Below are 23134 nucleotides of genomic sequence, written 5' to 3'. Positions count from 1 at the left end.
GGCTGACCCCCCGAGCCTCCGCCACTCCTGGGAGCTGCGTTAGAGAATCAATGGACAGCCGGCTTGACGAGGTCTCTCAGCGGCGAGGGCGGGCGCATCGCTTCGCCCCGATCATTGTGAATCGCGCAACGCCGCGGCGCGAAGATTCGATCAAGAGGGATTCGATCAAGGTTGTTGCCTTCAACGCGCGCGGCGGCGCCCGGCTCGACGGCATTATCAAGTGTTTGCAACGCGCTCCGCTGGCCGGCGCCGAGGTGATTCTGTTGTGCGAGGCCGACTGGCGCCATCGTCGATCGGCATGGCGGGAATTCGCGGCCGAGCTCGCTGCCGCCCTCAAGATGAGTCTCGCGTTCCTCCCGCAGTTCGGCGTGAAGAGAGCCGACGGCGAACCGACCGCCTTGAAGGGCAATGCCATTCTCTGCAGCCAGCCCCTCGAGGAGGTCCGCGCAGCGCCAATTCCCAACCGCTTTCTCCATCCGCGGCTCACGCGGATGGCTGGTGGACCGGCGGGAGTTATTGCCCGCGCGAGCTTCAACGGCCGTCCCATCACGCTGGGCGTGGTCCATCTCAACAGCCGGTGGGATCCCCCGGGCCGCGAATGGCAGATGCGTGAATATCTCGCGCAGATTCCCGATGGAGGTCCGGCAATCATCGGCGGCGACCTGAATACAACGACGATCGCGCTTCATAATGCGCGCGCCGTCGGCGCCGGCATGCTCAAGCTTTTGCGCGAGCCGCGCCGGCTATCCGATCCGCGCCGATGGGAAACGCTCTTCGCCCGCCTCGCGCAGGCTGAATTTGAGGTCGATGGCGCGAACGCGCGTGACAAGCGGACTTTCACCTTCTTTCGGGCGATCCCCCGATGGCTCCGGCCGAATCTGGACTGGATCGCGGTGCGCGGACTCGCGCCGCTGCCGCACTCCGCGCGTGCGGTCGCGGCAAGCGCGTCATTTCTCCGCCGCCGCGTCTCCGATCACGACTTTATCATGTGCGAGGTCGCGCTAGTCTCGCCGCAGTTTCGTAAGCTCTCTCTTGCGGAGTAACCGCATATTACTAGCTGGAGATTATTTCCGCAGCTCTCACGCTATGCCTGTCGCGATCGCGCGGCCAAGCCGATTCGGTTATATGGAGAACTAAGTGCAGCGAAGATCAGAAGGATATTTCGGCGGTTCTGCTAAATTGAGGCAATGCCAACGACGCGAATGTCAGGAATCCGAAGATTGCAAGGACTTAGGAATATTTCCTGGCTCACCTCGCGCCGGCTGAACCGCCTTGCCGATGCGCTCGTGCTGACCCGGGTAAAGAGCCGCGGGATCATTTTCGATAGGAAGAAGTCGCCCGAATCTGCCTACATCTTGCTCTCGGGAATCGCACGCATCACTTGCCGCAATCGCAAGGGCGATCGCACGCTGGTCATCATGGTTGCGCCGGGCATGATCCCGGGGGTTCCGCCCGCGGCCGCCGGGATCAGATATAACTTCCGTTGCGAAGCAGTGACTGACTGTCAGATTGGCGCCGTCACTTTGGCGCTCTTCGTCGAGATCGCTCTAGGCATTGCCTCTGCGGACTTCAAACACATGGCCGCCAGTTACTCGGGACGGTGGGATTTGGTGCAGTTGCGCTGCGCGAATTTCATGAGCTGCACGCTCGAGGAGCGCGTGGCGCTGATCCTCCTGGAACTCAGCGACAATTTCGGCGTTACCGACGGCCGGGGCGTGCGCCTGACGGTGCCCGCGACGCATCAAAATCTGGCCGAACTGGTGGGCGCTTCACGGCCGCGGGTCACCGAGTATCTCAGCAGCTTTGAGCGCGAACGTCTGATCGTTCGCGACGGCCGCCAGTTCATCGTGCGACGCGACCGCCTCGAGCGTTTTCTCGCGCAGCGCCATACGGCCAACGGCGACGAGTCCGATTCCGGCACGCACTAGACTCGGCGGCGAACTTCGTCATACGGCAGGCGGGACGCTACACGACGAAATCCGCCAGCACCTCAAAGCCGGGTCGCAGGTGCTCACTGGGAATAGGTCGCGCGTATTCCGTAGGTATTAAGTGGTCGCTCTCAAGTTGCTTGATAGGGCGGCGGTTGGAATGCGGGTGGAGCGGCGATAAGATCGAGGGCAGCATGAATCACCGCCCGCTGAAAGCCATCGACCTCCTGCGCCATGAGCTCAAGGCGCTGCGCTTCATCCTCGACAACTATCACGCTGGCAGGCTCGACTCCGCGGCGCTGCCGCCGCGCGAAGACTTCCAGTCGGCGCAGGGACGGACGCTCTACGAACTCATCTTGCGCGCACCCAGCCGCGCTGCCGCCGAAAGCCAAATCGAGGCGCTCGAACTCGAAGACGTTGACGCGGATTCTTTCCTGCATCTGAGCGGCGAGCATTACTACACCTATCCGGCCCTTGTGCGCGAGCGCGCCGCCGCGATTCGCCGCGGCGAGCTGAAGGTCGAAGCGGCGTGAACGCGCTCGATTGCGCGGAGCTGAATTTCCTGGTGGACGCCCAAGGGGCGATCATCGCGTTTCAGGAAAAGGATCAATCGTGGGCCGGCGCGCTCGCCTTTTCCAGCGAGGAAGCCGCCCGCCGTTTTCTCGCCGCGAGCCGTCTCGAAGTGGCCGAGGTCGCGGCGATCGCCCTGGACGATCGTGCGAGCATCGCCGGGTTGATCGCCGCGCTGAAAAAGCGGCCAATTCGCTACCTGCTGCTGGACCTCGATTACGCGAGCGGCGCCTGCCGCCAGGTCGATTTCGCCGGCGGCGGCTTCGGCGCCGTCACGCCGCGCCAGTTCACCGCGCATCGTCAGCATAGCTAGCGACGTTAAGTGACAGCCCCCGGCACCGGCCAAGACCCAGAGAAGGAACCGGAGATCGCCGCGAAATCGGCGGGCGCTGCGGAGTTTAATTTCGCCGCGATCGAACGGGCGCGGGAGCGGCTGCGGGGAATTCTCACGCCAACGCCACTGGCGCGCAGCGCGACGTTCGACCGCCTGCTCGACGCCAAGGTCTATCTCAAGCCGGAGAACCTGCAGAAAACCGGCTCGTTCAAAATCCGCGGCGCTTATAACCGGATCGTCACACTCGACCCTCAGGATACTGCGCGCGGGCTGATTACAGCGTCGGCAGGCAACCACGGTCAGGCGATCGCCTATGCGGCGACCCGCGCCGGCGCGCGCGCCACGATCGTGATGCCCCAGAGCGCGGCGATCGCGAAGATCGACGCGACCCGCGGATACGGCCAACAAGTCATGCTGGCCGGCGCCGACTATCAGGCGGCGCGCGAGGCGGCCGCAGCGCTCCGCGCGAGCACCGGTGCAACCTTTATCGATGCGTACGACGACGCCGAGGTGATCGCAGGTCAGGGCACGATCGGTCTTGAGATCGCTGACGAGGTAACTCCCGACGTCGTGATGGTGCCCGTCGGCGGCGGCGGCCTGATCGCGGGAATCGTCGCCGCGCTCGCCGTGCGCGCTCCGCAAACCGAGGTGATCGGAGTCGAGGCTTCGGGGTCGCCGCAGCTCAGCGCGAGTCTCGCTGCAGGCGCGGCCGCGTCGATCGGGCGGCAGGTCGATACCATCGCCGACGGTCTCGCGACCGGCCGGATCGGCAAACTGCCCTTCGCACTCATTCGCGAACGCGTTGCGCAGGTCGTCGCGGTCGATGATTTTGAGATCGGCGAAGCCGTGCTGCTTCTGCTCGAAAGGCTCAAGCTCCTCACCGAGGGCGCCGGCGCCGCGGCGCTGGCGGGCGCGCTCAAGCTCGGGCGCGAATTACGCGGCAAGTGCGTCGTCATCGTCCTGAGCGGCGGCAATATCGACATTAATCTGCTCGATCGCATCATCGGCTACGGCCTCGTCAAGGCGGGCCGCCGCGCATGGCTCCAGATCGATCTGCACGATCGCCCGGGCGAGCTGCAGAAGCTGCTGGCGCTGATCGGCGAGAGCGGCGCCAACGTGCGGGCTGTCGAGCACGATCGCGACCATTCTGATATCGCGATCGGCGGGGCGCGCGTCGTCCTCGAACTCGAGACGCGCGGCCCCGACCATCTCCGCGACGTCGGTCAACGGCTCGCCGATCATGGCTACCAAGTTGCGGCCAGGTGATAATTCAAGCGGCAGCTAAGTAAACATGGCGCCGAAACCTTTGGGTTTCACCATTTTGCCCGCCGGACGCATCGCGTGCGCTAGCTTGGCCAGCGCCTTGCGGAAATCCTCGAGCTCGTTCGCCTGCTTGCGCTCGAAACGCGTCTGATCGCCCCCCGACCGCGCGAATTCGTCCCGCGCAAGCCGCCGCCGCGCGTAGAAGGTTTCGAACACCTCGCGGACCGCGTGATACATCTTAAGCAGCGGCACGAACGAGCCGTGGCAATGCGGACAGTGGAACACCACGCCCGCCTTGAAGTGCCGATAGGGCACGATGAAATCCCGCCCGCAATCCTTGCAAATGACCGGTAATTCCCAGCGCACCGGATCGAACTCGTCGTGCGATGGGCTCGGCGGTGCAGTGGTTTCGATTGCCGCTTCCGGAACCGTCGCCGAAGCCTCGGGGTGAGCAACCTTATCCTCAGACTCCAAAGTCATCCTGTGTGATCACCTCGCATAGTCCGAAAATGGCCGCCGCCCGTATCTGGACTGCAATGAGCGTATCGAAAATGAAACGATCGCGCTTGAGCTCTGTATCGTATCCTGTCCCGCCGTCGCAAAGGCCACGGGGAAATCGCCTCCGCGCCAAGCTTTACAATATTTCCAATTTGTCTGATTCTAGGCTTTAGTGAGCTTTACTCGCTCGATTTTCCATAAATTGGCAGAACTACGACGCTCGGGTTCGCTGGATGCCGACTGCGCCGCCCGAGCCGCAACTATTCGAACCTCTTGGCACGGCTGTTGAGTAAGAGCTCAGTGGCGAGGGTTTCACGATCACAAATGGATAGTGCAGTTTCGCGGGAACTCGTGAACGAAGCTTCACCGGAGACAAATGAATAACGAAGACCGCTTCATGCCTGAACTTGGGGTTCGGATATTCCTGGTCGAAGACAACTCCGAGCATTCATTCATCGCGCTTACCGTTATCAAGCAGTTGCTCGGCGAGGCCAGCGAGGTGATCGTCGCGGAAACCGCCGACGAGGCGGTCGGCCTGATCGCGCAATTTACCGAGCACGACCGCCCCGATCTGATTCTGGTGGATTTGCGCCTGCCGAAAAACGGCGGCTTCGCCGTGCTGGCCGCAACGCGCTCGAACGAGGCCTGTGCCGGGGTGCCGGCCTTCGTGATAACCAGTTCGCTCTACGATCACGACATCGCGCAGAGTTACCAGATGGGGGCGGCGGCGGTGCTGTGCAAACCGCTTTCCCGCGCGAGCCTACGCGAGGAGTTGGTCCGAATCGGCAAGTTGGCGCCGGGTGAGACGCCCGCGCGCGTCGCCGCCACGCACTGAGCACAATGGCAGCGCGTCAGTAGCTAAAGCTTCGGCCAGTGATCATTCCACGGGCGCGCGAGCTCGAAGGCATGGGTCGCCTGTGGCACCAGATCATCCCGATGGCGCTCCGCGCCGAGCGGTAGACGCGCCAGCGGCAGGCCGGCCGGCGAGTGGTCCGCGTCGCCGCGCCCGCGGCGCTCGTCCAGCCTCCGCGCCTCGGCCAGCGCCTCGTCGAAACGGGTCGCACAGAAGGCGTTGAGACGCGGATTGAGCTGCTCGATGCGCGCGATCGTCGCCGTCATCAATTCGCTCGGCTTGAGCTCGCGCCGCCGGATCATCGCAGCTAGCTCGAACGCGGAACGCCAATGCAGATCGTCCATGTTTACTCCAACTGCAATGAACGCCAAATCTCTTCTTACTCCACGTCCGCGATGCTCAAAAGGAAAACCGCATTGACGCGGCGCTTGGTGATTGCGAGGGCAGCGCGATTGATGCCATAAAAATCGGATGCTGAGAGAGTCGAAACAGGGGCTGGTGGGAAAAGGGTTGGGCCCACGCAAGCGGCTGCTGGCCGGCGTCGGTCTGGCTGCATTTTTAGCAGCGTCAACCTTCGGCAACCCGCAATCGTTTGCCGCGCAGACGGATCAAACCGGGAGCGCTTCAATGAGTACAGCATCTTCGGGCGACCAAACCGCGACGATGGATACCGACACCAAGTCGAACGCCTTTCGCGAAGTCCTCAAGCAGATGAGCGCCGGACAAAAGCCCGAGCCCAGGCTCTGGAGCACGTTCGTCGCCGCGCAGAATGACGGTCTCAAGACCGGACCGAAAATCGGCGACAGGGTTCCCGATTTCAGCCTACCCGATCAGCATGGCGCGGCGCGGTCGATGCACGACCTGATGGGTCCGAAAGGGCTTCTGCTGGTTTTTTTGCGCAGCGCCGATTGGTGACCCTACTGCCGCTCGCAGCTCGTCGAGCTGCAGGAATCATCGGCGGCCCTCAAGCGTAACGGGATCAACGTCGCGTCGATCACCTACGACTCGCAAGACGTGCTGAGCCGCTTCACCAGCGCCTACCAGATCAGCTATCCGATGCTCTCCGACAAGGGCAGCACGGTAATCCGCAAATTCGGCATTCTCAACATCAACGTGCCGCCGGACGTCACACGCTTTTACGGCATCCCGTTTCCGGGTCAGTATCTGATCGCGCCCGACGGCACAGTGAAAGACAAGCTCTTTCTACCTGACTATCAGGAGCGTCCGACCGCATCGGAGATTCTACTCACGGACTTCGGCGTCGGCAGTAACTCAGTCACGCTCCATGCAGAGGATGTCACCGCGAAAGTCACAGTCTCGGACGCCAAGAGCTACAGCGGACATCAACTCGGCGTCAGCGCAGCTTTCGACGTCGGACCCGGATGGCATATCTACGGCGCGCCGCTGCCGCCTGAATATACTGTGACCAAAGTGACCTTTGGCGGCGACCTGGTGCAGAATCAGTCGCTCAAATTTCCGCCCCCAATGATGCGCAAGTTCGAGGCCTTGGGGCAGACCTTTCCGGTCTATGAGGGCAAGTTTACTGCGGTCGGAAATATACTACTGAAGCAGCAGCTTAAGCCGGGTGATTATAAACTGGCCGGCACCCTCGAATTTCAGGAGTGCAACGACAATGAGTGCAAGATTCCGCAGTCGGTGACCTTCGAGATTCCCCTGAAAATCGCGCCGTTGGCGCCCGCCGCGCCGAAGGCTTAGCCGCTGAGAAGCGCGGCGACGCGCTGGATCAGTCTCCATCGCTTGATCAGAAGCAATTCGCGCGCAGATTGTGAGCCTGCGAGAAGTTCGGTCAAAACTGATCATATCCACTCTATTGGTTTTATTCTTCTGCACGGCGCCGCGGGCGCAAGACCTGCCGCCTGCTCCCCTCTCATCCTACAACTGGGCAGCAAGCGCGTCGCCCAATTTGGCCAACCATCCGCCGGCGACAACTGCGATTCGCTCCTTTATGGTGAAAGTGAACGGCGATGACCGCGGAGGCGATTCGGACGTCTGCGAATTTCGCTTCGCTGACCTGCGCCACAGTGGCAATCTTACCCTGATTGTAACGCTCAATGGTGGCGCCCGCGGTGGATGTGGGACCGCGTACATCGTCGACCGCAAGCTGTCAGGGTTCGAAGCGCGCCAGAGCCCTTCTAGCGGCAGCGACGCGGACGAGCTCGACGACGTTATTCAAAACGTCGCGGGCGACGGTCAGCTTTACCTGGTCTTCGACGATCAGTTGACTGATTATCAAGGCGCGTTTTGCAGTTCGAGCTGGCCGGTAATCTACGATTGGGATGGCAGTAACTACACGAACCTCAGCGGCCAGCCAAAGTTCAGACCGTTCTACGAGCGGCAGATCAAGTCGCTGCAGCAAGTCGAACAGGAGGGCTATCGGAATAATCCACTATTCGATCCTATCTGCGAGCGAGCCGACATTCAGAAAATTCAGCGTTTCCTCGGGGCTCCGCCGGATACCGGAATAGCCGACGCCATCAAATGGGCCGACAGCCGTGAGTTCTACAAGCGTGCGTTCGCGGCCGGCGTCCTGGCGGATATCGGTACCCCGGAAGCCATCGGCTACCTGCATACACTGGCGAATGATAGCGATCCGCGGGTAGTGGTCTCGGCGCAAGAAGATCTACAGTTGATCGCGCGAAACGGTCGGCCAACGCCGGCCTTGACCTTAGACTACATCGAGGATGAGCAGCGGCTACAGATGCCCTGGTGGCTGGTGCGGCCGCCACCCGGGAATATCCACGCGCCAGATCAAAAATGGTGGGCGCGCGACGGATATCCGTCGAAGGCGCTGTGCGACGCGGAACTCGACAACGCCGGGGATTACGCCAAATGCATTCCCGCGCCGGCCTTTTGATAAAGGCCGGCAACCCGCCGCCAGTTGACACCCTGCACCCTCATTTACCGTAACAATGTCCATCGGCCGGCATCCATAAGTCCAACAGTTGAACAGTAAGACTGGGCCACTGAGACAGTCAAGTGTCGCGCGGTGGGCGAGGAAGGCCGTGTTCGCTCAGTGCTTTAGCTTTTTGACTTCTTCGGTCATCTCCGGAACCGCCTTGAAGAGATCGGCGACCAGGCCGAAGTCGGCGACGCTGAAGATCGGCGCTTTCTCATCCTTGTTGATCGCGACGATCGTCTTGGAGTCCTTCATGCCGGCGAGATGCTGGATCGCGCCGGAAATCCCGGCCGCCACGTAGAGCTCCCGCGCGACGACCTTGCCGGTTTGCCCGACCTGTAGGTCATTGGGCACGAAGACAGCATCGACGACGACGCGGCTCGACGACCGGCGAACGACGCGGCCGGAAGATAGTCCGACGTTTAGGGTCAGGTATTAATCTGAATTGTTCGTTGTGATCGAATAAATTGTTCCATCAAAACGAACGCCTTACAAGTGAGAGCGGAAAAATCCTGCTCCAAGGAGAGTTTCTAATGCAGACACTATTCGGTCACATATTGACTTCGAACGGGAAGAACTTGGTGACCGCCGTCAACGGCGGCGGTCTTGGCACAAACAATGCTGTGGCGTTAAACACAAACCGGACTATTGCCAGCACTTGGGAAACCTTCACACTTGTTTTGCAGGGGGGATCGCCACCCATCGGCCCGGGGATGAAGTTTGCCCTCAAGACATTGACCGGCAACTATGTAACTGCGGTAAGCGGGGGCGGCGTTGGCGGTCCCAATGATATAACGTGCCCGGTCCACACAGACCAGACTATTGCCGACGCCGGCGCTTGGGAACTCTTTACTTTGCTTGTGAATGACAGTGTCAATCCATCCACAGTGCAAATAATGCCATTCACCACAAATCCAACAAACGGTGCCGGTCCGAATCCAGCAAACCGTCTTTTTTGGGTAAGTCTAAAGGACTTCACTACAAGGTCCGGTCTGCTATTCTGGCTCGGACAGGCCGGCGCTTTGGCATTGGGCTATGTGCGCTGGTTCAACTCTTCGCTATAAGCCCTCTGAAGTTCGGGAAGGCTTACGGGAGAGAACCAGTAGAAGAATCGAGTGTAATAGGGTTTCTTAGAACCGCTGCGATATCGGGCCATGCCATAAATGGCAACGCGCCTAGCTCCACCAAAGACACTATCCATATCGTCTTTAGTCCAATTGACCATCACGCGAATAGGCTCATAGTCTTCGCCCACACCGACAATTGGCCTGCGAATCGTTCTGGGGCTGCCAAGGAGCGCGCGCCATTGTGGTTCCCGAATATCCGCCAGACAATCGCATTTATCGCTTTCCCCTACTATTTCGAGCAACTCCGCTGGGCTACTGCCCAAATTGCGCAGCGTAATTTCCACGACGGAAACTGGCTCTTGGATATGGTAGAGCGGATGCATCAAGGCCAACGGGGTTATCTTTGTCACCATCAAGTATGGCCGGTTGATGTGAAGAGTCCAAGCGGGCTGCTTCGGCGGCCTTTTCACTCGTGACCAAGCTCTTATCGAGAGCGTCGGCCTGCCGGTTGATCGCGCGCCACTGCCGGTGCGAAGTGAGCCACAATCCACCGGTGAATCCCAGCAAAGCGAGGGCGGACAATACTTGGAACCAGATAGGCGGGCTCTCAGAGACTGGATAATAGTTGTAATTGTAGGTGTTGCCGTTAGCTTCGGTGGCGGATGGGGAGCTACTTGGCTCGTGGGCGAGGATCGATACTTCGCCGCTGGAGCCCTGTTCTTGGTTTCTATCGGTATCGGATTTGTATGCTTCGTATGGGCGTGGTGAGAACATGCTAAAAACGAACGCAACTACGATTGCCGCAAATGGCAACCACCATATTCCTGGTCGGCGTATCATGTTGCTAAGTGGTCGTTCGTGCCGCTTCCCGCTCCTTCTTACGCCGTCGTGCGAACCGCGCTTTCTGGCTTCGGAAGTGGGGACTGGTTTTCAGTTCGTAGTCCTTATACGTGTAGCAATAGAAGAAGATGATCTTCTTTTTGGCTTCGCCGATTTTAGACATGGCGTCTTGCCCTCGGAACCAAGTGCAACGTCAACTGTGTTGGTTTTCTGGAATGATGCAGGAGCGTCCGCCAGTTCGGGCGCTTCAGCATCCTGCTACGGCTTCGCCGAAAATGTCGGGATTCTTTCGGTTGTTATAACGATACTGAAACTCCGCAAGATAGAGCGGCAGATACTTCTTGCTGACATTGTGGTAGGTGCCGACGATCCCGCGCTTCAGGAGCGACCAGAAGCCCTCAATCGAGTTTGTGTGCACCTTGCCGCGCACGTATTCACCGGCGCTATGGCTAACTGTCTCGTGCGGGAAGCCGAGCGCATCCAAGTAGGCATAGCCCTTGTTCTCATCCGTCGCGACCAGATCGACGTTACCGCTGACGGTCTTACGGACGAATTTGTTCAGCGTCGTAGCGTCCGCGTTCTCGATCACTTGGCAGACCACATTGCCCTTGCGAGCAATCGCGCCGATGACCGTGGTTTTTCCGCTTGGCCCAGTAATGTGCTGCTTCTTGTCCCAGTGGCGATTCTTGTCCTTGCCGCCCAGGCCGGTTTCGTCAATTTCCACGATCCCCATCAGTTGCTTGAATTGATCATCGCGCATACCGGCGCGGAGCCGATGGCAGAGAAACCATGCCGTCGGATAGGACGATCCGATCTGCCGTTGAATCTGCATGGCACTGACGCCTTTCTTGGAGTTGAGCATCTGCCAGAGCACTTCAAACCAAGTCTTGAGCGGGTAGTTTGTGTTCTCGAAAACCGTGCCGACCAGAACCGAAAACCGATAGGGATGGCCGTGGTTTCGGCACTGCCAATGGAAGGGCCGCACCTTGGATGCATAGACCTTTTCATTTCCGCAGCGCACACATTTGACCTTCCCGTCGGGCCAGCGCCGATCCATCAGGAATTGCTTGTAAGCGTCGCTCGTCGGGAAGGTTTCCATCAACTGCCGTAGGGTCATCATGGAAACAAGATTAGCAGCAATGGAATCTGTAGTCAAGTCCTTTAGACTTACCGTTTTAAAATGGTCGCTGAGATCTTTGTGCGGATTACGCGGATTAACCTGAGCGAGACGAAAATGGCAACAATGCCAACAAGGATGGTCATCGGTTATGGGTTATGGGTTTCTGGCGCAACAAGGGGAGTGTTCGATTGAGGATAGCGACACGCCGCGCTCTGCGGTGGTCGTGCAGACCGTAAGCATACGAATAGACGACCGCATTGGCCTTCCATTGAAACTGGACGATAGCCACAAGGCGCGGGGCAGGGAAGGAGTTATTTCGCATAAGTGAGAGATGTGTAAAGCTGCAAAACTTACTTTTATCCGCCCGCGCCGTGCCTAATGCGGTGATGCTGCAGGATGGTCCGCGCAGGTCGATTTTATCGGCGCGACGGCGCATCCGATGACAGTGCGCGTCGCATGCCGAGTGGCGGTCGCTCGGCTGACGCTCGTGCCTGTGTTCGCCCGGCTACGGCAGGATGGCGAAGGCGCGTGCAGGAAAGCCCAGACCCCCGCGCGGCTTCGGCCAGGTCACGACGATAATCGCACCGGTCGCCGGCACTTGATCGAGGTTGGCCATTACTTCGATTTGCCAATGACCGTGAGTGAGCAGCCACTTCTCCGACGCGAGCTCGGGTGTCGCGTCGGTATCCATCGATTCATGTCCGTTCGCGACAATCCCACGATCCTCGTAGAGAAATTTGATCGCATCGAGCGACCACGCGGGGAAGGGTTGGCGCTTGAAGCGCGCCGGATTTTTATCCCAGTCGCGTGACATGTCGGTGCGCAGCGCTGCGAATGATCCTGCCGGCACCCGGCCATAGCGCTTCTCCCACACGGCGATATCGCCGACGGTCAAAGCGTGATTCGAGTCGTGCGTCAGCATCGGGGTCTCGTCAAATACCACCAGCGGCAGAATCATCTGCTTGAGCGGAATCTCGTCGAGCGTCCGGCCATTGGGATCGAAATGGGCGGGCGGATCGATATGCGTGCCGTACTGTCCCACCATCGAGTAGAAGTTGCTGCGAAAGCCGTCCTGCGCAATCGTGTAGGGCTGCCCGGACATCGGATCGGCCGCCGCGGCAAAGTTCGCCGGGCCAAAACCTTTCCACACCGGCGTCAACGGGCTGAAGGAATGCGTAAGATCGACGAACTGCTTCGACGCGATAATTCTGTAGGCATCGCTGAGCGATCCGCTCGGCCCCGCCGAACCCGACTCTGCGCTCGCAATTCTCCCGATTGTCATGGCCGCGACCAGAACCACAACCACGCTCGCGACCACCAGTTTGCTCACTTTGCTCATCTTGCTCATCTGTTGATGCCGCCGCCTTCGATTCCCCCGGGTCTTGCCGGCGCGCACTACAATTTCCCTTAGCCGATGGGGCCGCCGTCGATCGCGCGCTCTTAACTACTATCTTTTAAGGTTCAAGCTCGCCTGATATTGCGATGCGGCGGCGGTTAGCGTATTTAATGCCGGATCGGCGTTTGCGGCCGAACCGGAGAACACGGTGGAAACGTCCTCGCACGATATTTTGCTGATTGGCGGTGGAGGCGCCGGACTGCGCTCTGCGATCGCGATCGCGGAAGCGAATCCGCACGCCGATATCGCGATGGTCTCCAAAGTTTACCCGATGCGCAGCCATACGGTCTCGGCCGAGGGCGGCGCCGCCGGCGTCGCCGGCGACGACGACACGATTGACGAGCACTGCTACGACACCATCTCGGGCAGCGACTGGCTCGGCGATCAGGACGCGATCGAATACTTTTGCAACGAAATCCCCAAAGAACTCTTGCGCCTCGAGCACTGGGGCTGCCCCTGGAGCCGCGAGCCAAACGGCAAAATCGCCGTTCGGCCCTTCGGCGGCATGAAGAAGATGCGCACCTGGTTCGCCGCTGACAAGACCGGCTTCCATCTGCTCCACACGCTCTTCCAGACCTCGCTCAAGTACACCGCCATCACCCGTTACGACGAGCACTTCGCGACCATGCTCCTCGTCGATGACGGCAAGGCGCGTGGGGTGGTTGCGATCGAGCTGCGCACCGGCCGCGTCCGCGCGATCATGGCCAAAGCGGTGATCATCTGCACCGGCGGATGCGGTCGCGTTTTTCCCTTCAGCACCAACGCGAATATCTGCACGGGTGACGGCATGGCGCTGGCGTATCGCGCGGGCGCGCCCCTCAAAGACATGGAGATGGTGCAGTACCATCCGACCGGACTGCCTTTCACCGGCATCCTGATTACCGAGGCGGCGCGCGCCGAAGGCGGCTGGCTGCTCAACAAGGACAACTACCGCTTCCTGCAGGATTACGACCTCGGCAAACCGACGCCGACCCCGGTCTTCCGCAGCATGGAGTTGGGACCGCGCGATCGCGTGTCGCAAGCGATCATCGGCGAGATCGAGAAGGGCCGCGCCTTCCAGGGTCCCTATGGCGATTACGTGCATCTCGATCTGCGGCATCTGGGAGAACACAAGATCGAATCGCGTCTGCCGATGGTGCGCGAACTCTGCCTCAAGTACGAAAATCTCGATCCGGTCAAGGAACCGATTCGCGTCCGCCCAGTGCAGCACTACATGATGGGCGGCGTCCACACCGATATCGAGGGCGCTACACCGCTCAAGGGTCTCTACGCCGCGGGCGAGGCCGCCTGCGTCAGTATCAACGGCGCCAACCGACTGGGCTCGAACTCGCTGGGCGAGATTCTGGTCTTTGGCGCGCGTGCCGGACGCAATGCGGTCGAGTATGTAACCGGGGTGGGCGAGGGCAATCGCAATCATCTGCTGGCACAGGCCGCCGACGAGGAGCGTCGGCTCGAGGAGAGCCTGCTACGCCGCAACGGTGGCACCGAGCGCATCGCCACCATCCGCGAAGAGATGCAGAAGACCATGGAGAGCGGCTGCGGCATCTATCGCGAGCGCGCCGCGCTCGAAGCCTCGGCGCAGAAATTGCGCGAGTTGCAGGAGCGCGCGCGCAACCTCACGCTCGACGATCATACGCGCACCTTCAATACGCAACTGACGCAGGCGCTCGAACTCGGCTTCATGCTCGACGTCGCCGAGACCATCGTGCAGAGCGCGCTCCAGCGCGAGGAGTCGCGCGGCGCCCATCAGCGGCGCGACTTCCCCAAGCGCGACGATCAACGCTTTCTCGCCCACTCGGTCGTCCATCGCAACGCCGAGGGGCCGCCCCGCATCGAGTACCTGCCGGTGGTGATCACGCGCTGGCCGCCGGGCGAACGGATCTACGGAAGGGATCACTAGAACACTATGCAAAGCGAGGCCCTGCGAGCGGAGCCGAGCAAACGAATCTGCAAGGTGCGTTAGAAAACGCTAGGCAAAGCGAGGCCCTGCGAGCGGAGCCGAGCAAACGAGTCTGCGAGGTGCGTTAGAAACTTATGTCCGATACGATCATTCTCGAAGTCGCGCGCTTTCATCCCGAGCGCGACGCGGAACCCTCTTACGCGAGCTTTGAGGTTCCCCTGCGCGGCGATTGGATGGTGCTCGACGGCCTCAATTACATCAAGGATCAACTCGACGGCTCGCTCGCCTTCCGCTGGTCGTGCCGGATGGGGATCTGCGGCAGTTGCGGCATGATGGTCAACGGCGTGCCGAAGCTGACCTGCGAGACCCTGCTGACGGAGTTCGCCCCCGGTCCGGTGCGCATCGGCCCGCTCGATCATTTCCCGGTGATCAAAGACCTCGTGATCGAGATGGACGATTTCGTCGGCAAGCTACAGAAGGTGCGCCCCTGGATCGTGCGCAAAGACGATTTTCAGCCCCAGCGCGAATTTCTCCAGACTCCGGCGCAGCTCGACGCCTTCAAGCAATTCAGTCTTTGTATCAACTGCATGCTCTGCTATGCCGCCTGTCCGGTCTATGGTCTCGATCCGTCGTTCACCGGACCCGCGGCGCTCGCGCTGGCTGAGCGCTACAACCTCGATTCGCGCGACCAAGGCTCTGCCGAGCGCACCGACGTGCTCTCGCAGCATGACGGCATCTGGGATTGCACGGTCATCGGCGAGTGCTCGGTGGTCTGTCCCAAGCATGTCGATCCCTCGCTCGCGATTCAGCAATACAAAATCACGGCGACCGCCGATTGGTTCAGGACCTGGCTGATGCCCTGGGGAAACAAGTAACTGCGATGCCTCAATACAGCGCCTACCAGCCCAAGGCCTATCGGCCGCAGATGTCACCCTATTGGTACTTCGATCGCTGGCCCTACCTGCGTTTCATGGTGCGCGAAGCGAGTTGCATCTTCGTCGCCTACTTCGCGGTCGTGATGCTCTTGCAGATTCGCGCGATCGAGCACGGAACGGCCGCGTACGCGCATTTTCAAGCCTGGATGAGTTGTCCGGTCGTGATGATCCTCAACGCCATCGCGCTCGTCTTGATCATCTTTCACGCGGTGACCTGGTTCGCGCTGGTGCCGCGCGTCTTCGTCCGCCATCTGCTGGGCCCCGTGATGCCTGATCTTTTCGCGGCCGTCCCCAACTATGGCGCGTGGTTCGTCGCCTCACTCGTGGTTGCGCTCTTCGCTCTGAGGTTCATTTAGATGTCCGCGCACAGATCAAATCGCCCCCTCGCGTGGCTGCTCTTCGGCACCGGCGGCTTTCTGGTCGCGTTCTTTTTCCCCATCCACATTTTTTTGACCGGCTTCGCCGAGCCGCTCGGACTCGTACCTACTCCCAGCCGCGCGAGTATGTTGACCCTGCTCGAGCATCCACTCACCCGCATCTACCTCGCGATACTCCTGATCTTCGCCTTCTGGCACGCCGCTTATCGGCTGCGCGACACCATCTGCGATGCCCTCGACGTGCGCCGGCTCGACACCGTGGTCGTCTCGCTCTGCTATGCCGGCGCTATGCTCGGCACCATCGCTACGATGGTGCTGCTCGTTTGCGTGCCGTAAGGAAAATTTCGCAGCCGCGGGCACCCGCGCCGGGTAGCCCTCGACAAGGAGTAGGTGCATGAAGTTCGGACTGCTCTACATTCCTGATTACTCGCCCGAGCGCTACAAATCCGCCAGCCATTACTACGGCGAGATGATCGAGCAGATTCAGTGCGAGGAGGAATTAGGCTTCGACGGGGTCTTCTTCGCTGAGCACTATGTCGGCGGCTATGCGTTTCCGTCGCCGCCGGTATTTGCCGCAGCCGTCGCCCAGCGCACCAAACGTATCCGCCTCGGCACCGGCGTGACGCTGCTGCCACTGAGTAATCCGATTCGCACCGCAGAAGAATACGCGATGCTCGATGTCCTCAGCGACGGCCGGCTTGATCTGGGAATCGGACGCGGCGTGCTCAAGGCCGAATACGAACTGTTCGATATCGACGAGAACGAAAGCCACGGTCGCTATCACGAATCCGTCGAAATCATCCTGCAGGCTTGGACGCAAGAACGCGTCACCTACGACGGCAAGTACTACAAGGTCAATGATGTACTCGCGCTGCCCAAGCCGGTCCAGCAGCCCCATCCGCCCATCTGGAGCGCCTGCGCGGTCACGCCCGAAAGTTTTACCTTCGCCGGCCACAAGGGCTTCAATCCGATGATCGTGCCCTTCGCCTATCCGAAGCACGAGGACCTGCAAGGCAAGCTCAAATACTATTGGTCTGCGCTCGCCGAAGCCGGGCACGATCCCAAAACGCGCGAGGTTCTCGGCGTCTATCATCTCTACGCCGCGGATTCCGACGAGGAGGGGCTCGCGCTCGGTGGCAATCATTTCATGAAGTATTGGCAGTTTTTCAGCGCGCTCGATCGGGACGAATTCAAAGGGGCCGATTATAAAGAGTACAAGGGCGGCCTCTCCAAACTCTTCGGCAATGCCACCTATGAAGATCTGGATAAAGGCGACTGCGTGATGTTCGGCACGCCGGAGCGGATTACTCAGCGGCTGCGGCGCGCCGAAAAAAGTTTCGGACTGACCTATCCGATTTTCGAAGTCAACTTCGGCGGCTTTCCCCACAAGGAAACCCTTCGCTCGCTCGAAAAATTCGCCAAGTACGTAATGCCTCAGTTCAAATAGGCGAGACTCAGTTCAGGTAGTATAGACTCATACCGTAATCCTTGGCCACCGAAGGAGCTGTTTGGTGTCATTCTGAGCTGAGTCTGGCGAGGGCGAAGAATCCCGGTCATTTCCTGCCGTTTAGCTGAGTCATCTGCGGCGTTAACGCGCCGCCAATTGCCTCCCCGCGATCACCTCCTGAATGTCGCCAGCGATCTTGGCCGGGTTGGTGTCCGACGCCAGATATTGGATCATCAGATGACCATCGGGACCCACCAGAAAGAACTCGAGCACATGATCGATCGTGCCATCGGCCTCGCGTACGCGATGCAAATTGAAGTGCGCCATCACACGATCGACCGCGGCCGGCGGCCCAGTCAAAAAGAGCCAGCCTTGACGGTCGGCGCCCTGTTCCTTGGCATAAGCGTGCAGTGCGGCGGCGCTGTCGTGTTCGGGATCTACAGTAACTGAGACGAACCAGGCTTTGGTCCCAAGGACCGGACCAAGTTGATCGGCGATCGCTTTCATCCGCGCGGTCAGCACCAGACACGGGCCCGGACAAGTCGTATAGATAAAATCGAAGAATACCGGCTTGCCTTTGAGCGCGGCCAGCGAAACCGGGCGGTTATTCTGGTCGGTCAACACGATATCAGGCAGACAATCGGCGCTGCGCCCGGAGAATGCCGGAAGATTCTCAACGTTACTGTTACAACCGAAATTGACTACAGACAAAAGTATCAGAAGCGCAACTACGAAGACGCCGAGCAGAATCTCTCGCGACGCGCATAACTTCATATAGACATTCGCCTTAACTCGAGCGAAACGAATTGATTAACTTGAACCCGCTGAACTAATGCGCTGGAGGAGTGTTCGCCAGCAGTGCGGTTATACCGATAACGCCCAACAACAAAATCGATTCCACTGCAACGTTGCGCAGTAGTGCGCGGCGCGCACCGGATGCCGCCAGCTGTGGGATGAGCACAAAGCGGTTATACGCTCCCATCAAAAGTACAATCGACGCCGCGCCGAGTTTGAACAATAGCACGCGTCCGTACGCCGCATAAATCAACAGTGCCGGATTGCCCATCAACGCGTGGTAGGCCGTATAGACGCCGCTGACGATCAATGTGGCAACGGTCCATTCGGCCAGCCGCGAGACCCATGGCGCAGTGGCGTTAACCCAAACGTCGGAAAGCCGCGCGCGTATCGCCCCCAGCCGCAGGCCGAGAATCGCGCCAATCCATACTGCCGCAGCCATCTGGTGAACGAAGTCGATCGCGACGGTCAGGCCACCGACATCGATGGCGTGACTCGTCAGGCTCTCGCAGAGCAGCAACGCCGCTGAGGTGAAGAGCAGGAGCAACGCCGCACGCGCTCGTGCGAACGGCAGCCACGCGAGGACCCCGAGCAGAATCACGAGCGGCAGGCGCCATTTCCAGACCGCGCCGGCGTGCGTCTGGCGCAACACCTGCAACACAAAGGGCAGGGCGCCCCACCAATCTGTCCCGGCCATCCCGGCGGCGACCTTGACGAACAGCAGCGGCGAAAACAGGATCGCCGTCAATCCGAGTATGCGCCAGAGGCCAATCAGGCTGGCGAGTAAGCGATCGCGCTCGCCGCCGGCGTCGTCGGCAAGACTGAGGGCGAAAACCGCCGTGCCGAAAATCACGAGCTGCGCCGTCAATACGGGCCACGCGAGGATTGCGCGCACCGGCTACGACCCACCCTCGCCGACCGTAAACTCATATGAACCATTCGTATGATGCGTGTCGATACAGACTACCGCCCACTCGACTTTGTAGTCGCCGGGCTTCAACACCGGTATTTTGGCGCGCAGCGTATAGCCATCGGGAGCAACCTCCGGCCCCCCCGTCACCTCATTCTTCCCGTCGGCGCCGAGCACCTGGAGTTGCGCAAACAGACGCTCAATCGGCGCGTCAAACTTGATCGAGACCACCGCGGGAGGCGCGTTTAGCGTGGCGCCGGCCGGCGGTGTCTCTTTTTCCGGGAATGAATGGGCCGCTGCAATCGTAGCCGTCATCGCGACCAACGCAATCAGCAAACTCGTCAAAGCCCTTCGTATCAGCACTTTCATTCGCCAAATCCCTTATTGATCGTCCAGTTGCCGATCGCCGGAAATAGCGAATCATAAAATATATCGAGCAAGCCGAGCACCGCCGCATGATTGCCGGCGCGGCTGGCGTGGTTAAGAGCGAATTGGGTCGCCACCGCGAGTTCGTAATGATAGTTAACGTAGGCGATGCCTGGCGTCGCAAGTAAGATTGGGAAAGTCTCGCCTGCCCGCCCTGTAATCAGTTGGTCGTAATTAATCTCATTGAACAAGAACATGTTTCTGAAAGGTCGCGGCAGACCTAGGTCTTTGACATTATTACTCAAATACGGGAGCGAGTACTCAATTACTGCGTCGGCAAACATATGATGGCTCGTATGGCCGCTCAACGCCGGCACATACCCGAAGTCGCTCTGGATGCCAAAAGGCCGGAGATACTTGATTACTGGCGAGTTGGGCAGATCGGCCAACGCCTTTTCCCAAAGCAGCACCGGTCCAAGACTGGGGTGATTCTCACTTTGTATATGTTGGTCGCCAACTGGTATCTGTAACTGGATTGCGCCCGACAGCAAAAACTCATGCTCAAGCGAATAGAAGAACGCATACTTGGCAAACACGGTCAGACCGCCGAATCCGTTGAGGCTCGGTCCATGATAAGGCGATACATAGCTCCATGAACTGCTCACCCCAGCGCTTACCCTCGGCATGAAATTCTGATCAATCCACAGTATTTTCTCAATCGATGAGGCAATCGAATAGGTATTCGCATCGCTGCTTCTGGCCCAGGTGGGCTGCAGAATATTCAGTTCATTCGCAGGCGTCGGGTCTTGGGTCACGATTGGCTCGATAAAGATGTAATCGCCCAATACACCGTGCGCGAAGGCGAGGCGCGGATAAACTCCGGCGCTGCAAGCTAGCAGCAGGATAACAGCGAATCTTCGCATACCGGCCTAACGCGTCGGACCCGCTTCACGATGGTTAGATGGCTGTATGGGCCCGAATGCTATGCCATTACAACCCGGCTTTACGCCGGCGCGTCGATCCGGCGGTTACCGGTGCTCTTGAGATCGGCCATGAGCTTGCGCGCCTGGTCTTCAACCACCGTCCCGTCAAAGAAATGCGGATTCATCCCGCAATGCAGCTTGACCGGATTGGTGAAGACGAAATCGCGGAAATCGGCCTCACTCATCAGCCCGTGCTCGACGCCTTCATACGCCTCGGTCGCGGCGTCGCGCATATCGAGCAAGTCGTAGTGACCGAGATCAGAGCCGTAGATCGCGTTGAGCCGCGCGCCGTGCGGATTCCGCTTGGCGTCAAAGGCCCACGCAGTAACGCGGTCGTCGCCCTCGCAGCCGAAAAAGAAATTGGGCACGAAGCGATCGTAGACGTCCTGCGCGGTTTCAATCCCGCAATGGCGCCATTCGTCCCACTCCGAGGGCTCACCGCCGCCCCCGCCTTCGAGTTCCGACAGGAAGAGCTCGCCGTCGAGGCGGCCCGCGGTGAAGCCGTCGCCATACTCGCGGCAGAGGCGGCGGAACATCTCGCGATCGATATTTTTTGGATTGACCTGGTCGAGCGCGCGCAGATTGCGTTTGTGCCAGCGCTCATACAGCGAACAGTAGAGACTGACCGCCCAGCCGACGCCGCCCTCCTTGAAGGCAAATTTCAGCGTCGGGAAACGCCGCGTCACGCCACCGAGAAACAGCGCCTTGCAGATGCCCTCGGCGGCCGCAGCGAAATGGCCGATCTGGTTGTACATGAAATTCGAGATCGAGGTCCGCATTCCCCAGTTGAGTCCGAACGAATGAAACGAGGGAGTGATCTTGAGCTCGACGCATTTCGCCCAGACCGGATCGTAATCGTATTCGCTGTCAAGGCAGAGGTTGTCCATCCAGGTGAGGTGTCGCGCCATGTGGGGCGCCTGTTGCGCCAGCGCCGGGATGGGACGTTTTACAAAGGCCGCCATCATCGCAACCTTGAGCCCGAGTGCGGCCATGTGCTCGAGCTCAGCGATCGCTTCCGCGGGGGTATGCATCGGGACACAGGCCGCGGGCGTGATACGATCGGCATACTCGCGAAAAATCTCGGCGTGATAATTGTTGAAGGCGCGGCAGACGACCTGGCGCAGCTCATCGTCCTCGATGTGCGGCGCGAACAGTCCCTGGCTGGGATTGAGGATGGTGAAGTCGAGGCCCATCTCGTCGAGCCGCTGATACATCAGTCGGGGTAAGGCCGCGGTGGCGCGGTCGTAGGTATTCTTGGCCGGATAGGGCCAGAAGACCGGGCGCGGCGCGCGCGCGTGGCGACGCTCGGCCGGCGTCAAGTGGTTCCAGCGGAAGTAGAAGGCGGTATCAAAGGCGCTCTTGTAGCGTTCGAGCATTCCGGCGCCGCCAACGTCGCGGATATAGTCGAGCAGGGCGGGTTCGAATTCAACGACATGGCCGTCCGAATCGATAATCGGATGGCCGACACGTGCGCGAATCTCCGCCGAGCGTGAATCTGGAAGCGAACTCTTTCTCATGGACGACAGTCTACGTGCCGGGCGCGATCGCGGCCATCGTGGCGCGCAGCGAAGGCGTGTCCTCGGCTGGATAGACCGTGACGCTGCGATCGATTCTCCGCATCAGGCCGGCGAGCACGCGGCCCGGACCGAACTCCACGGCGCGGATGACACCGGCGCCGACCATCGTGCGCATCGATTCTTCCCATCGCACGGGCGAGACAATCTGTTCGAGCAGCAGTTTCAGGACCTGATTCGGATCGTGATTGACCTGGGCGGTGAGGTTCGAAATCACGCCGAAGTTGAGCTTGTGAAACGTGATGCGTCCGAGGATCGGCGCCATGCCCTCAAGCGCCGGAAGCATCAGTGGGGAATGAAACGGCGCGCTGACGTTGAGTTCGACCGAAGCGCGAGCACCGCGGGCCTTGGCCAGTTCCAGGGCCTTGCGCACGGGCGCGGCGTGTCCCGAAATCACGATCTGATCCGGCGTGTTGAAGTTGGCGGGAACCGCGACCTCGCGCGCCGCAGAAACTTCATCACAAATGGCCTTGACCGCGGCGGCGTCAAGTCCGATCAGCGCCGCCATCGCACCGTGCCCGGCCGCACAGGCCTCCTGCATCAGACGGCCGCGCTCGCGCACGGCTTTGACCGCGTCACGAAAGCGCAGCGTGCCGGCCGCGACCAAGGCGCCGTATTCCCCCAGGCTGTGACCGGCAGCCAGCTCCGGCGTCACTCCGCAGTCGCGCTCGAAGACCCGCAACGCGGCAATCGCGGCGGTGAGGATCGCGGGCTGAGTGTTGATCGTGAGCCGCAACTCGTCATCGGGACCCTCGAAGCAGAGCCGCGACAAATTGAAGCCAAGGGCCTCGTCGGCCTCCTCGAAGACGCGGCGCGCCGGTTCGAAGTCCCGCACCAGGTCCGCGCCCATACCGACTTTCTGAGAGCCTTGTCCGGGAAAAAGAAACGCAAGTTTCATCGGATGATCCCTCCGTCACCTGACGGCGCCCTGACAGGGCCGTATCCGCTCTCGGCAAGTCCGCAAGGCGATCCTGATCCGAGATTCGTAGCACAGCTCACCGAGATCGTGAACGTTTTTTTCACCGTCCGGCAGCGCGCCGTTGTCGCGGCTTTTGCACGTC

At 60.1% G+C, this 23134-nt stretch carries 27 protein-coding genes and 1 pseudogene; 16 read left to right on the top strand and 12 right to left on the bottom strand.

All coding sequences use genetic code 11. The features are described from left to right. Positions 1-50 precede the first annotated feature (50 nt). The 5 genes from VKS22_06245 (at position 51) to ilvA (ending at position 4098) form a co-directional block, all read left to right on the top strand. Positions 51-1043, top strand: coding sequence for an endonuclease/exonuclease/phosphatase family protein (locus VKS22_06245; GenBank protein HLW70205.1), 993 nt, complete (start codon positions 51-53; stop codon positions 1041-1043). Between the two features lie 177 nt (positions 1044-1220). Continuing rightward, positions 1221-1928 carry a Crp/Fnr family transcriptional regulator gene (locus VKS22_06240; protein ID HLW70204.1) on the top strand — a complete coding sequence of 236 codons (708 nt, stop codon included), beginning with the start codon at positions 1221-1223 and terminating at the stop codon, positions 1926-1928. Between the two features lie 194 nt (positions 1929-2122). Then, a complete protein-coding gene (locus VKS22_06235) occupies positions 2123-2461 on the top strand; it encodes a hypothetical protein (protein ID HLW70203.1) in 339 nt (112 codons plus the stop codon). Next, entirely contained in the window at positions 2458-2811 is a 354-nt protein-coding gene (locus VKS22_06230; protein HLW70202.1) for a hypothetical protein, read from the top strand. Before VKS22_06235 ends, VKS22_06230 begins: the two co-directional genes overlap by 4 nt. 9 nt (positions 2812-2820) lie before the next feature. After that, on the top strand, positions 2821-4098 hold the full coding sequence (gene ilvA, locus VKS22_06225) for a threonine ammonia-lyase (GenBank protein HLW70201.1): 1278 nt from the start codon (positions 2821-2823) through the stop codon (positions 4096-4098). Positions 4099-4113: 15 nt separating this feature from the next. Here the strand turns inward: ilvA and VKS22_06220 are convergent, their stop codons facing one another. Next, a complete protein-coding gene (locus VKS22_06220; GenBank protein HLW70200.1) occupies positions 4114-4575 on the bottom strand; it encodes a hypothetical protein in 462 nt (153 codons plus the stop codon). Positions 4576-4969: 394 nt separating this feature from the next. On the opposite strand from VKS22_06220, the gene VKS22_06215 reads away from it, so the two are divergent. Then, a complete protein-coding gene (locus VKS22_06215; protein ID HLW70199.1) occupies positions 4970-5428 on the top strand; it encodes a response regulator in 459 nt (152 codons plus the stop codon). A 23-nt stretch (positions 5429-5451) separates the two neighbouring features. On the opposite strand, the gene VKS22_06210 is transcribed toward VKS22_06215, so the two are convergent. Beyond that, positions 5452-5817: a hypothetical protein gene (locus VKS22_06210; protein ID HLW70198.1), complete on the bottom strand. Its 366-nt coding sequence runs from the start codon at positions 5815-5817 to the stop codon at positions 5452-5454. A gap of 256 nt (positions 5818-6073) precedes the next feature. Here VKS22_06210 and VKS22_06205 point away from each other — a divergent pair, with 256 nt between their 5' ends. The 4 genes and pseudogenes from VKS22_06205 (at position 6074) to VKS22_06190 (ending at position 8321) form a co-directional block, all read left to right on the top strand. Beyond that, on the top strand, positions 6074-6361 hold the full coding sequence (locus VKS22_06205) for a hypothetical protein (protein ID HLW70197.1): 288 nt from the start codon (positions 6074-6076) through the stop codon (positions 6359-6361). Between the two features lie 12 nt (positions 6362-6373). Continuing rightward, a pseudogene (locus VKS22_06200) lies at positions 6374-6628 on the top strand (redoxin domain-containing protein). Between the two features lie 3 nt (positions 6629-6631). Continuing rightward, positions 6632-7162, top strand: a complete 531-nt coding sequence (locus VKS22_06195) for a protein-disulfide reductase DsbD domain-containing protein (protein ID HLW70196.1) — start codon at positions 6632-6634, stop codon at positions 7160-7162. Positions 7163-7232: 70 nt separating this feature from the next. After that, positions 7233-8321 (top strand): HEAT repeat domain-containing protein, encoded by a 1089-nt coding sequence (locus VKS22_06190; protein ID HLW70195.1) that lies wholly within the window; start codon positions 7233-7235, stop codon positions 8319-8321. A 156-nt stretch (positions 8322-8477) separates the two neighbouring features. Here the strand turns inward: VKS22_06190 and VKS22_06185 are convergent, their stop codons facing one another. Beyond that, positions 8478-8795, bottom strand: a complete 318-nt coding sequence (locus tag VKS22_06185) for an FAD-binding protein (GenBank protein ID HLW70194.1) — start codon at positions 8793-8795, stop codon at positions 8478-8480. A 101-nt stretch (positions 8796-8896) separates the two neighbouring features. Here VKS22_06185 and VKS22_06180 point away from each other — a divergent pair, with 101 nt between their 5' ends. Then, the gene (locus tag VKS22_06180) at positions 8897-9427 is read left to right on the top strand and encodes a hypothetical protein (GenBank protein HLW70193.1); all 531 of its coding nucleotides are present in this window, start codon (positions 8897-8899) and stop codon (positions 9425-9427) included. Positions 9428-9742: 315 nt separating this feature from the next. On the opposite strand, the gene VKS22_06175 is transcribed toward VKS22_06180, so the two are convergent. The 3 genes from VKS22_06175 to VKS22_06165 form a co-directional block, all read right to left on the bottom strand. Then, positions 9743-10243: a hypothetical protein gene (locus tag VKS22_06175; GenBank protein ID HLW70192.1), complete on the bottom strand. Its 501-nt coding sequence runs from the start codon at positions 10241-10243 to the stop codon at positions 9743-9745. Between the two features lie 274 nt (positions 10244-10517). Then, entirely contained in the window at positions 10518-11390 is an 873-nt protein-coding gene (locus tag VKS22_06170; GenBank protein HLW70191.1) for an IS1595 family transposase, read from the bottom strand. 505 nt (positions 11391-11895) lie between these two features. Then, positions 11896-12738: a cyclase family protein gene (locus VKS22_06165; protein HLW70190.1), complete on the bottom strand. Its 843-nt coding sequence runs from the start codon at positions 12736-12738 to the stop codon at positions 11896-11898. A 196-nt stretch (positions 12739-12934) separates the two neighbouring features. On the opposite strand from VKS22_06165, the gene frdA reads away from it, so the two are divergent. From frdA to VKS22_06140, 5 genes are all read left to right on the top strand, one after another. Next, complete coding sequence (gene frdA / locus VKS22_06160; protein HLW70189.1) at positions 12935-14686, top strand: fumarate reductase (quinol) flavoprotein subunit; 1752 nt, start codon at positions 12935-12937, stop codon at positions 14684-14686. Positions 14687-14820: 134 nt separating this feature from the next. Further along, positions 14821-15561, top strand: coding sequence for a succinate dehydrogenase iron-sulfur subunit (sdhB, locus tag VKS22_06155; GenBank protein HLW70188.1), 741 nt, complete (start codon positions 14821-14823; stop codon positions 15559-15561). A 5-nt stretch (positions 15562-15566) separates the two neighbouring features. Further along, positions 15567-15977 (top strand): hypothetical protein, encoded by a 411-nt coding sequence (locus VKS22_06150; GenBank protein ID HLW70187.1) that lies wholly within the window; start codon positions 15567-15569, stop codon positions 15975-15977. Beyond that, complete coding sequence (frdD, locus tag VKS22_06145) at positions 15978-16334, top strand: fumarate reductase subunit FrdD (protein HLW70186.1); 357 nt, start codon at positions 15978-15980, stop codon at positions 16332-16334. Between the two features lie 58 nt (positions 16335-16392). Further along, complete coding sequence (locus VKS22_06140; protein ID HLW70185.1) at positions 16393-17445, top strand: LLM class flavin-dependent oxidoreductase; 1053 nt, start codon at positions 16393-16395, stop codon at positions 17443-17445. 141 nt (positions 17446-17586) lie between these two features. Here the strand turns inward: VKS22_06140 and VKS22_06135 are convergent, their stop codons facing one another. The 6 genes from VKS22_06135 to fabD all read right to left on the bottom strand — a co-directional run bounded on the left by VKS22_06135 (position 17587) and on the right by fabD (position 22971). Then, entirely contained in the window at positions 17587-18219 is a 633-nt protein-coding gene (locus VKS22_06135) for an SCO family protein (protein HLW70184.1), read from the bottom strand. A 55-nt stretch (positions 18220-18274) separates the two neighbouring features. Further along, positions 18275-19135: a CopD family protein gene (locus tag VKS22_06130; GenBank protein HLW70183.1), complete on the bottom strand. Its 861-nt coding sequence runs from the start codon at positions 19133-19135 to the stop codon at positions 18275-18277. Between the two features lie 3 nt (positions 19136-19138). Then, positions 19139-19519, bottom strand: coding sequence for a copper resistance protein CopC (locus tag VKS22_06125; protein ID HLW70182.1), 381 nt, complete (start codon positions 19517-19519; stop codon positions 19139-19141). Then, the gene (locus tag VKS22_06120) at positions 19516-20361 is read right to left on the bottom strand and encodes a hypothetical protein (protein HLW70181.1); all 846 of its coding nucleotides are present in this window, start codon (positions 20359-20361) and stop codon (positions 19516-19518) included. The genes VKS22_06125 and VKS22_06120 overlap by 4 nt, the downstream gene beginning before the upstream one ends. 158 nt (positions 20362-20519) lie before the next feature. Continuing rightward, on the bottom strand, positions 20520-22016 hold the full coding sequence (locus VKS22_06115) for an amidohydrolase family protein (GenBank protein HLW70180.1): 1497 nt from the start codon (positions 22014-22016) through the stop codon (positions 20520-20522). Between the two features lie 10 nt (positions 22017-22026). Beyond that, positions 22027-22971, bottom strand: a complete 945-nt coding sequence (gene fabD / locus VKS22_06110; protein HLW70179.1) for an ACP S-malonyltransferase — start codon at positions 22969-22971, stop codon at positions 22027-22029. Positions 22972-23134 lie beyond the last annotated feature (163 nt).

It is taken from the genome of Candidatus Binataceae bacterium (genome assembly GCA_035308025.1).
In the GTDB taxonomy this organism is placed as follows: domain Bacteria; phylum Desulfobacterota; class Binatia; order Binatales; family Binataceae; genus JAJPHI01.
This window is presented reverse-complemented; position numbering and strand designations above follow the sequence as displayed.

Bases quoted from the DNA above. Each gene is read 5' to 3' on its own strand.
- VKS22_06135 (HLW70184.1), bottom strand. From the start codon at position 18,219: ATGAAGTTATGCGCGTCGCGAGAGATTCTGCTCGGCGTCTTCGTAGTT.
- VKS22_06205 (HLW70197.1), top strand. From the start codon at position 6,074: ATGAGTACAGCATCTTCGGGCGACCAAACCGCGACGATGGATACCGAC.
- VKS22_06125 (HLW70182.1), bottom strand. From the start codon at position 19,519: ATGAAAGTGCTGATACGAAGGGCTTTGACGAGTTTGCTGATTGCGTTG.
- VKS22_06215 (HLW70199.1), top strand. From the start codon at position 4,970: ATGAATAACGAAGACCGCTTCATGCCTGAACTTGGGGTTCGGATATTC.
- VKS22_06140 (HLW70185.1), top strand. From the start codon at position 16,393: ATGAAGTTCGGACTGCTCTACATTCCTGATTACTCGCCCGAGCGCTAC.
- VKS22_06115 (HLW70180.1), bottom strand. From the start codon at position 22,016: ATGAGAAAGAGTTCGCTTCCAGATTCACGCTCGGCGGAGATTCGCGCA.
- VKS22_06235 (HLW70203.1), top strand. From the start codon at position 2,123: ATGAATCACCGCCCGCTGAAAGCCATCGACCTCCTGCGCCATGAGCTC.
- VKS22_06165 (HLW70190.1), bottom strand. From the start codon at position 12,738: ATGAGCAAGATGAGCAAAGTGAGCAAACTGGTGGTCGCGAGCGTGGTT.
- VKS22_06150 (HLW70187.1), top strand. From the start codon at position 15,567: ATGCCTCAATACAGCGCCTACCAGCCCAAGGCCTATCGGCCGCAGATG.
- sdhB (HLW70188.1), top strand. From the start codon at position 14,821: ATGTCCGATACGATCATTCTCGAAGTCGCGCGCTTTCATCCCGAGCGC.
- fabD (HLW70179.1), bottom strand. From the start codon at position 22,971: ATGAAACTTGCGTTTCTTTTTCCCGGACAAGGCTCTCAGAAAGTCGGT.
- frdD (HLW70186.1), top strand. From the start codon at position 15,978: ATGTCCGCGCACAGATCAAATCGCCCCCTCGCGTGGCTGCTCTTCGGC.
- VKS22_06220 (HLW70200.1), bottom strand. From the start codon at position 4,575: ATGACTTTGGAGTCTGAGGATAAGGTTGCTCACCCCGAGGCTTCGGCG.
- VKS22_06180 (HLW70193.1), top strand. From the start codon at position 8,897: ATGCAGACACTATTCGGTCACATATTGACTTCGAACGGGAAGAACTTG.
- VKS22_06245 (HLW70205.1), top strand. From the start codon at position 51: ATGGACAGCCGGCTTGACGAGGTCTCTCAGCGGCGAGGGCGGGCGCAT.
- VKS22_06170 (HLW70191.1), bottom strand. From the start codon at position 11,390: ATGATGACCCTACGGCAGTTGATGGAAACCTTCCCGACGAGCGACGCT.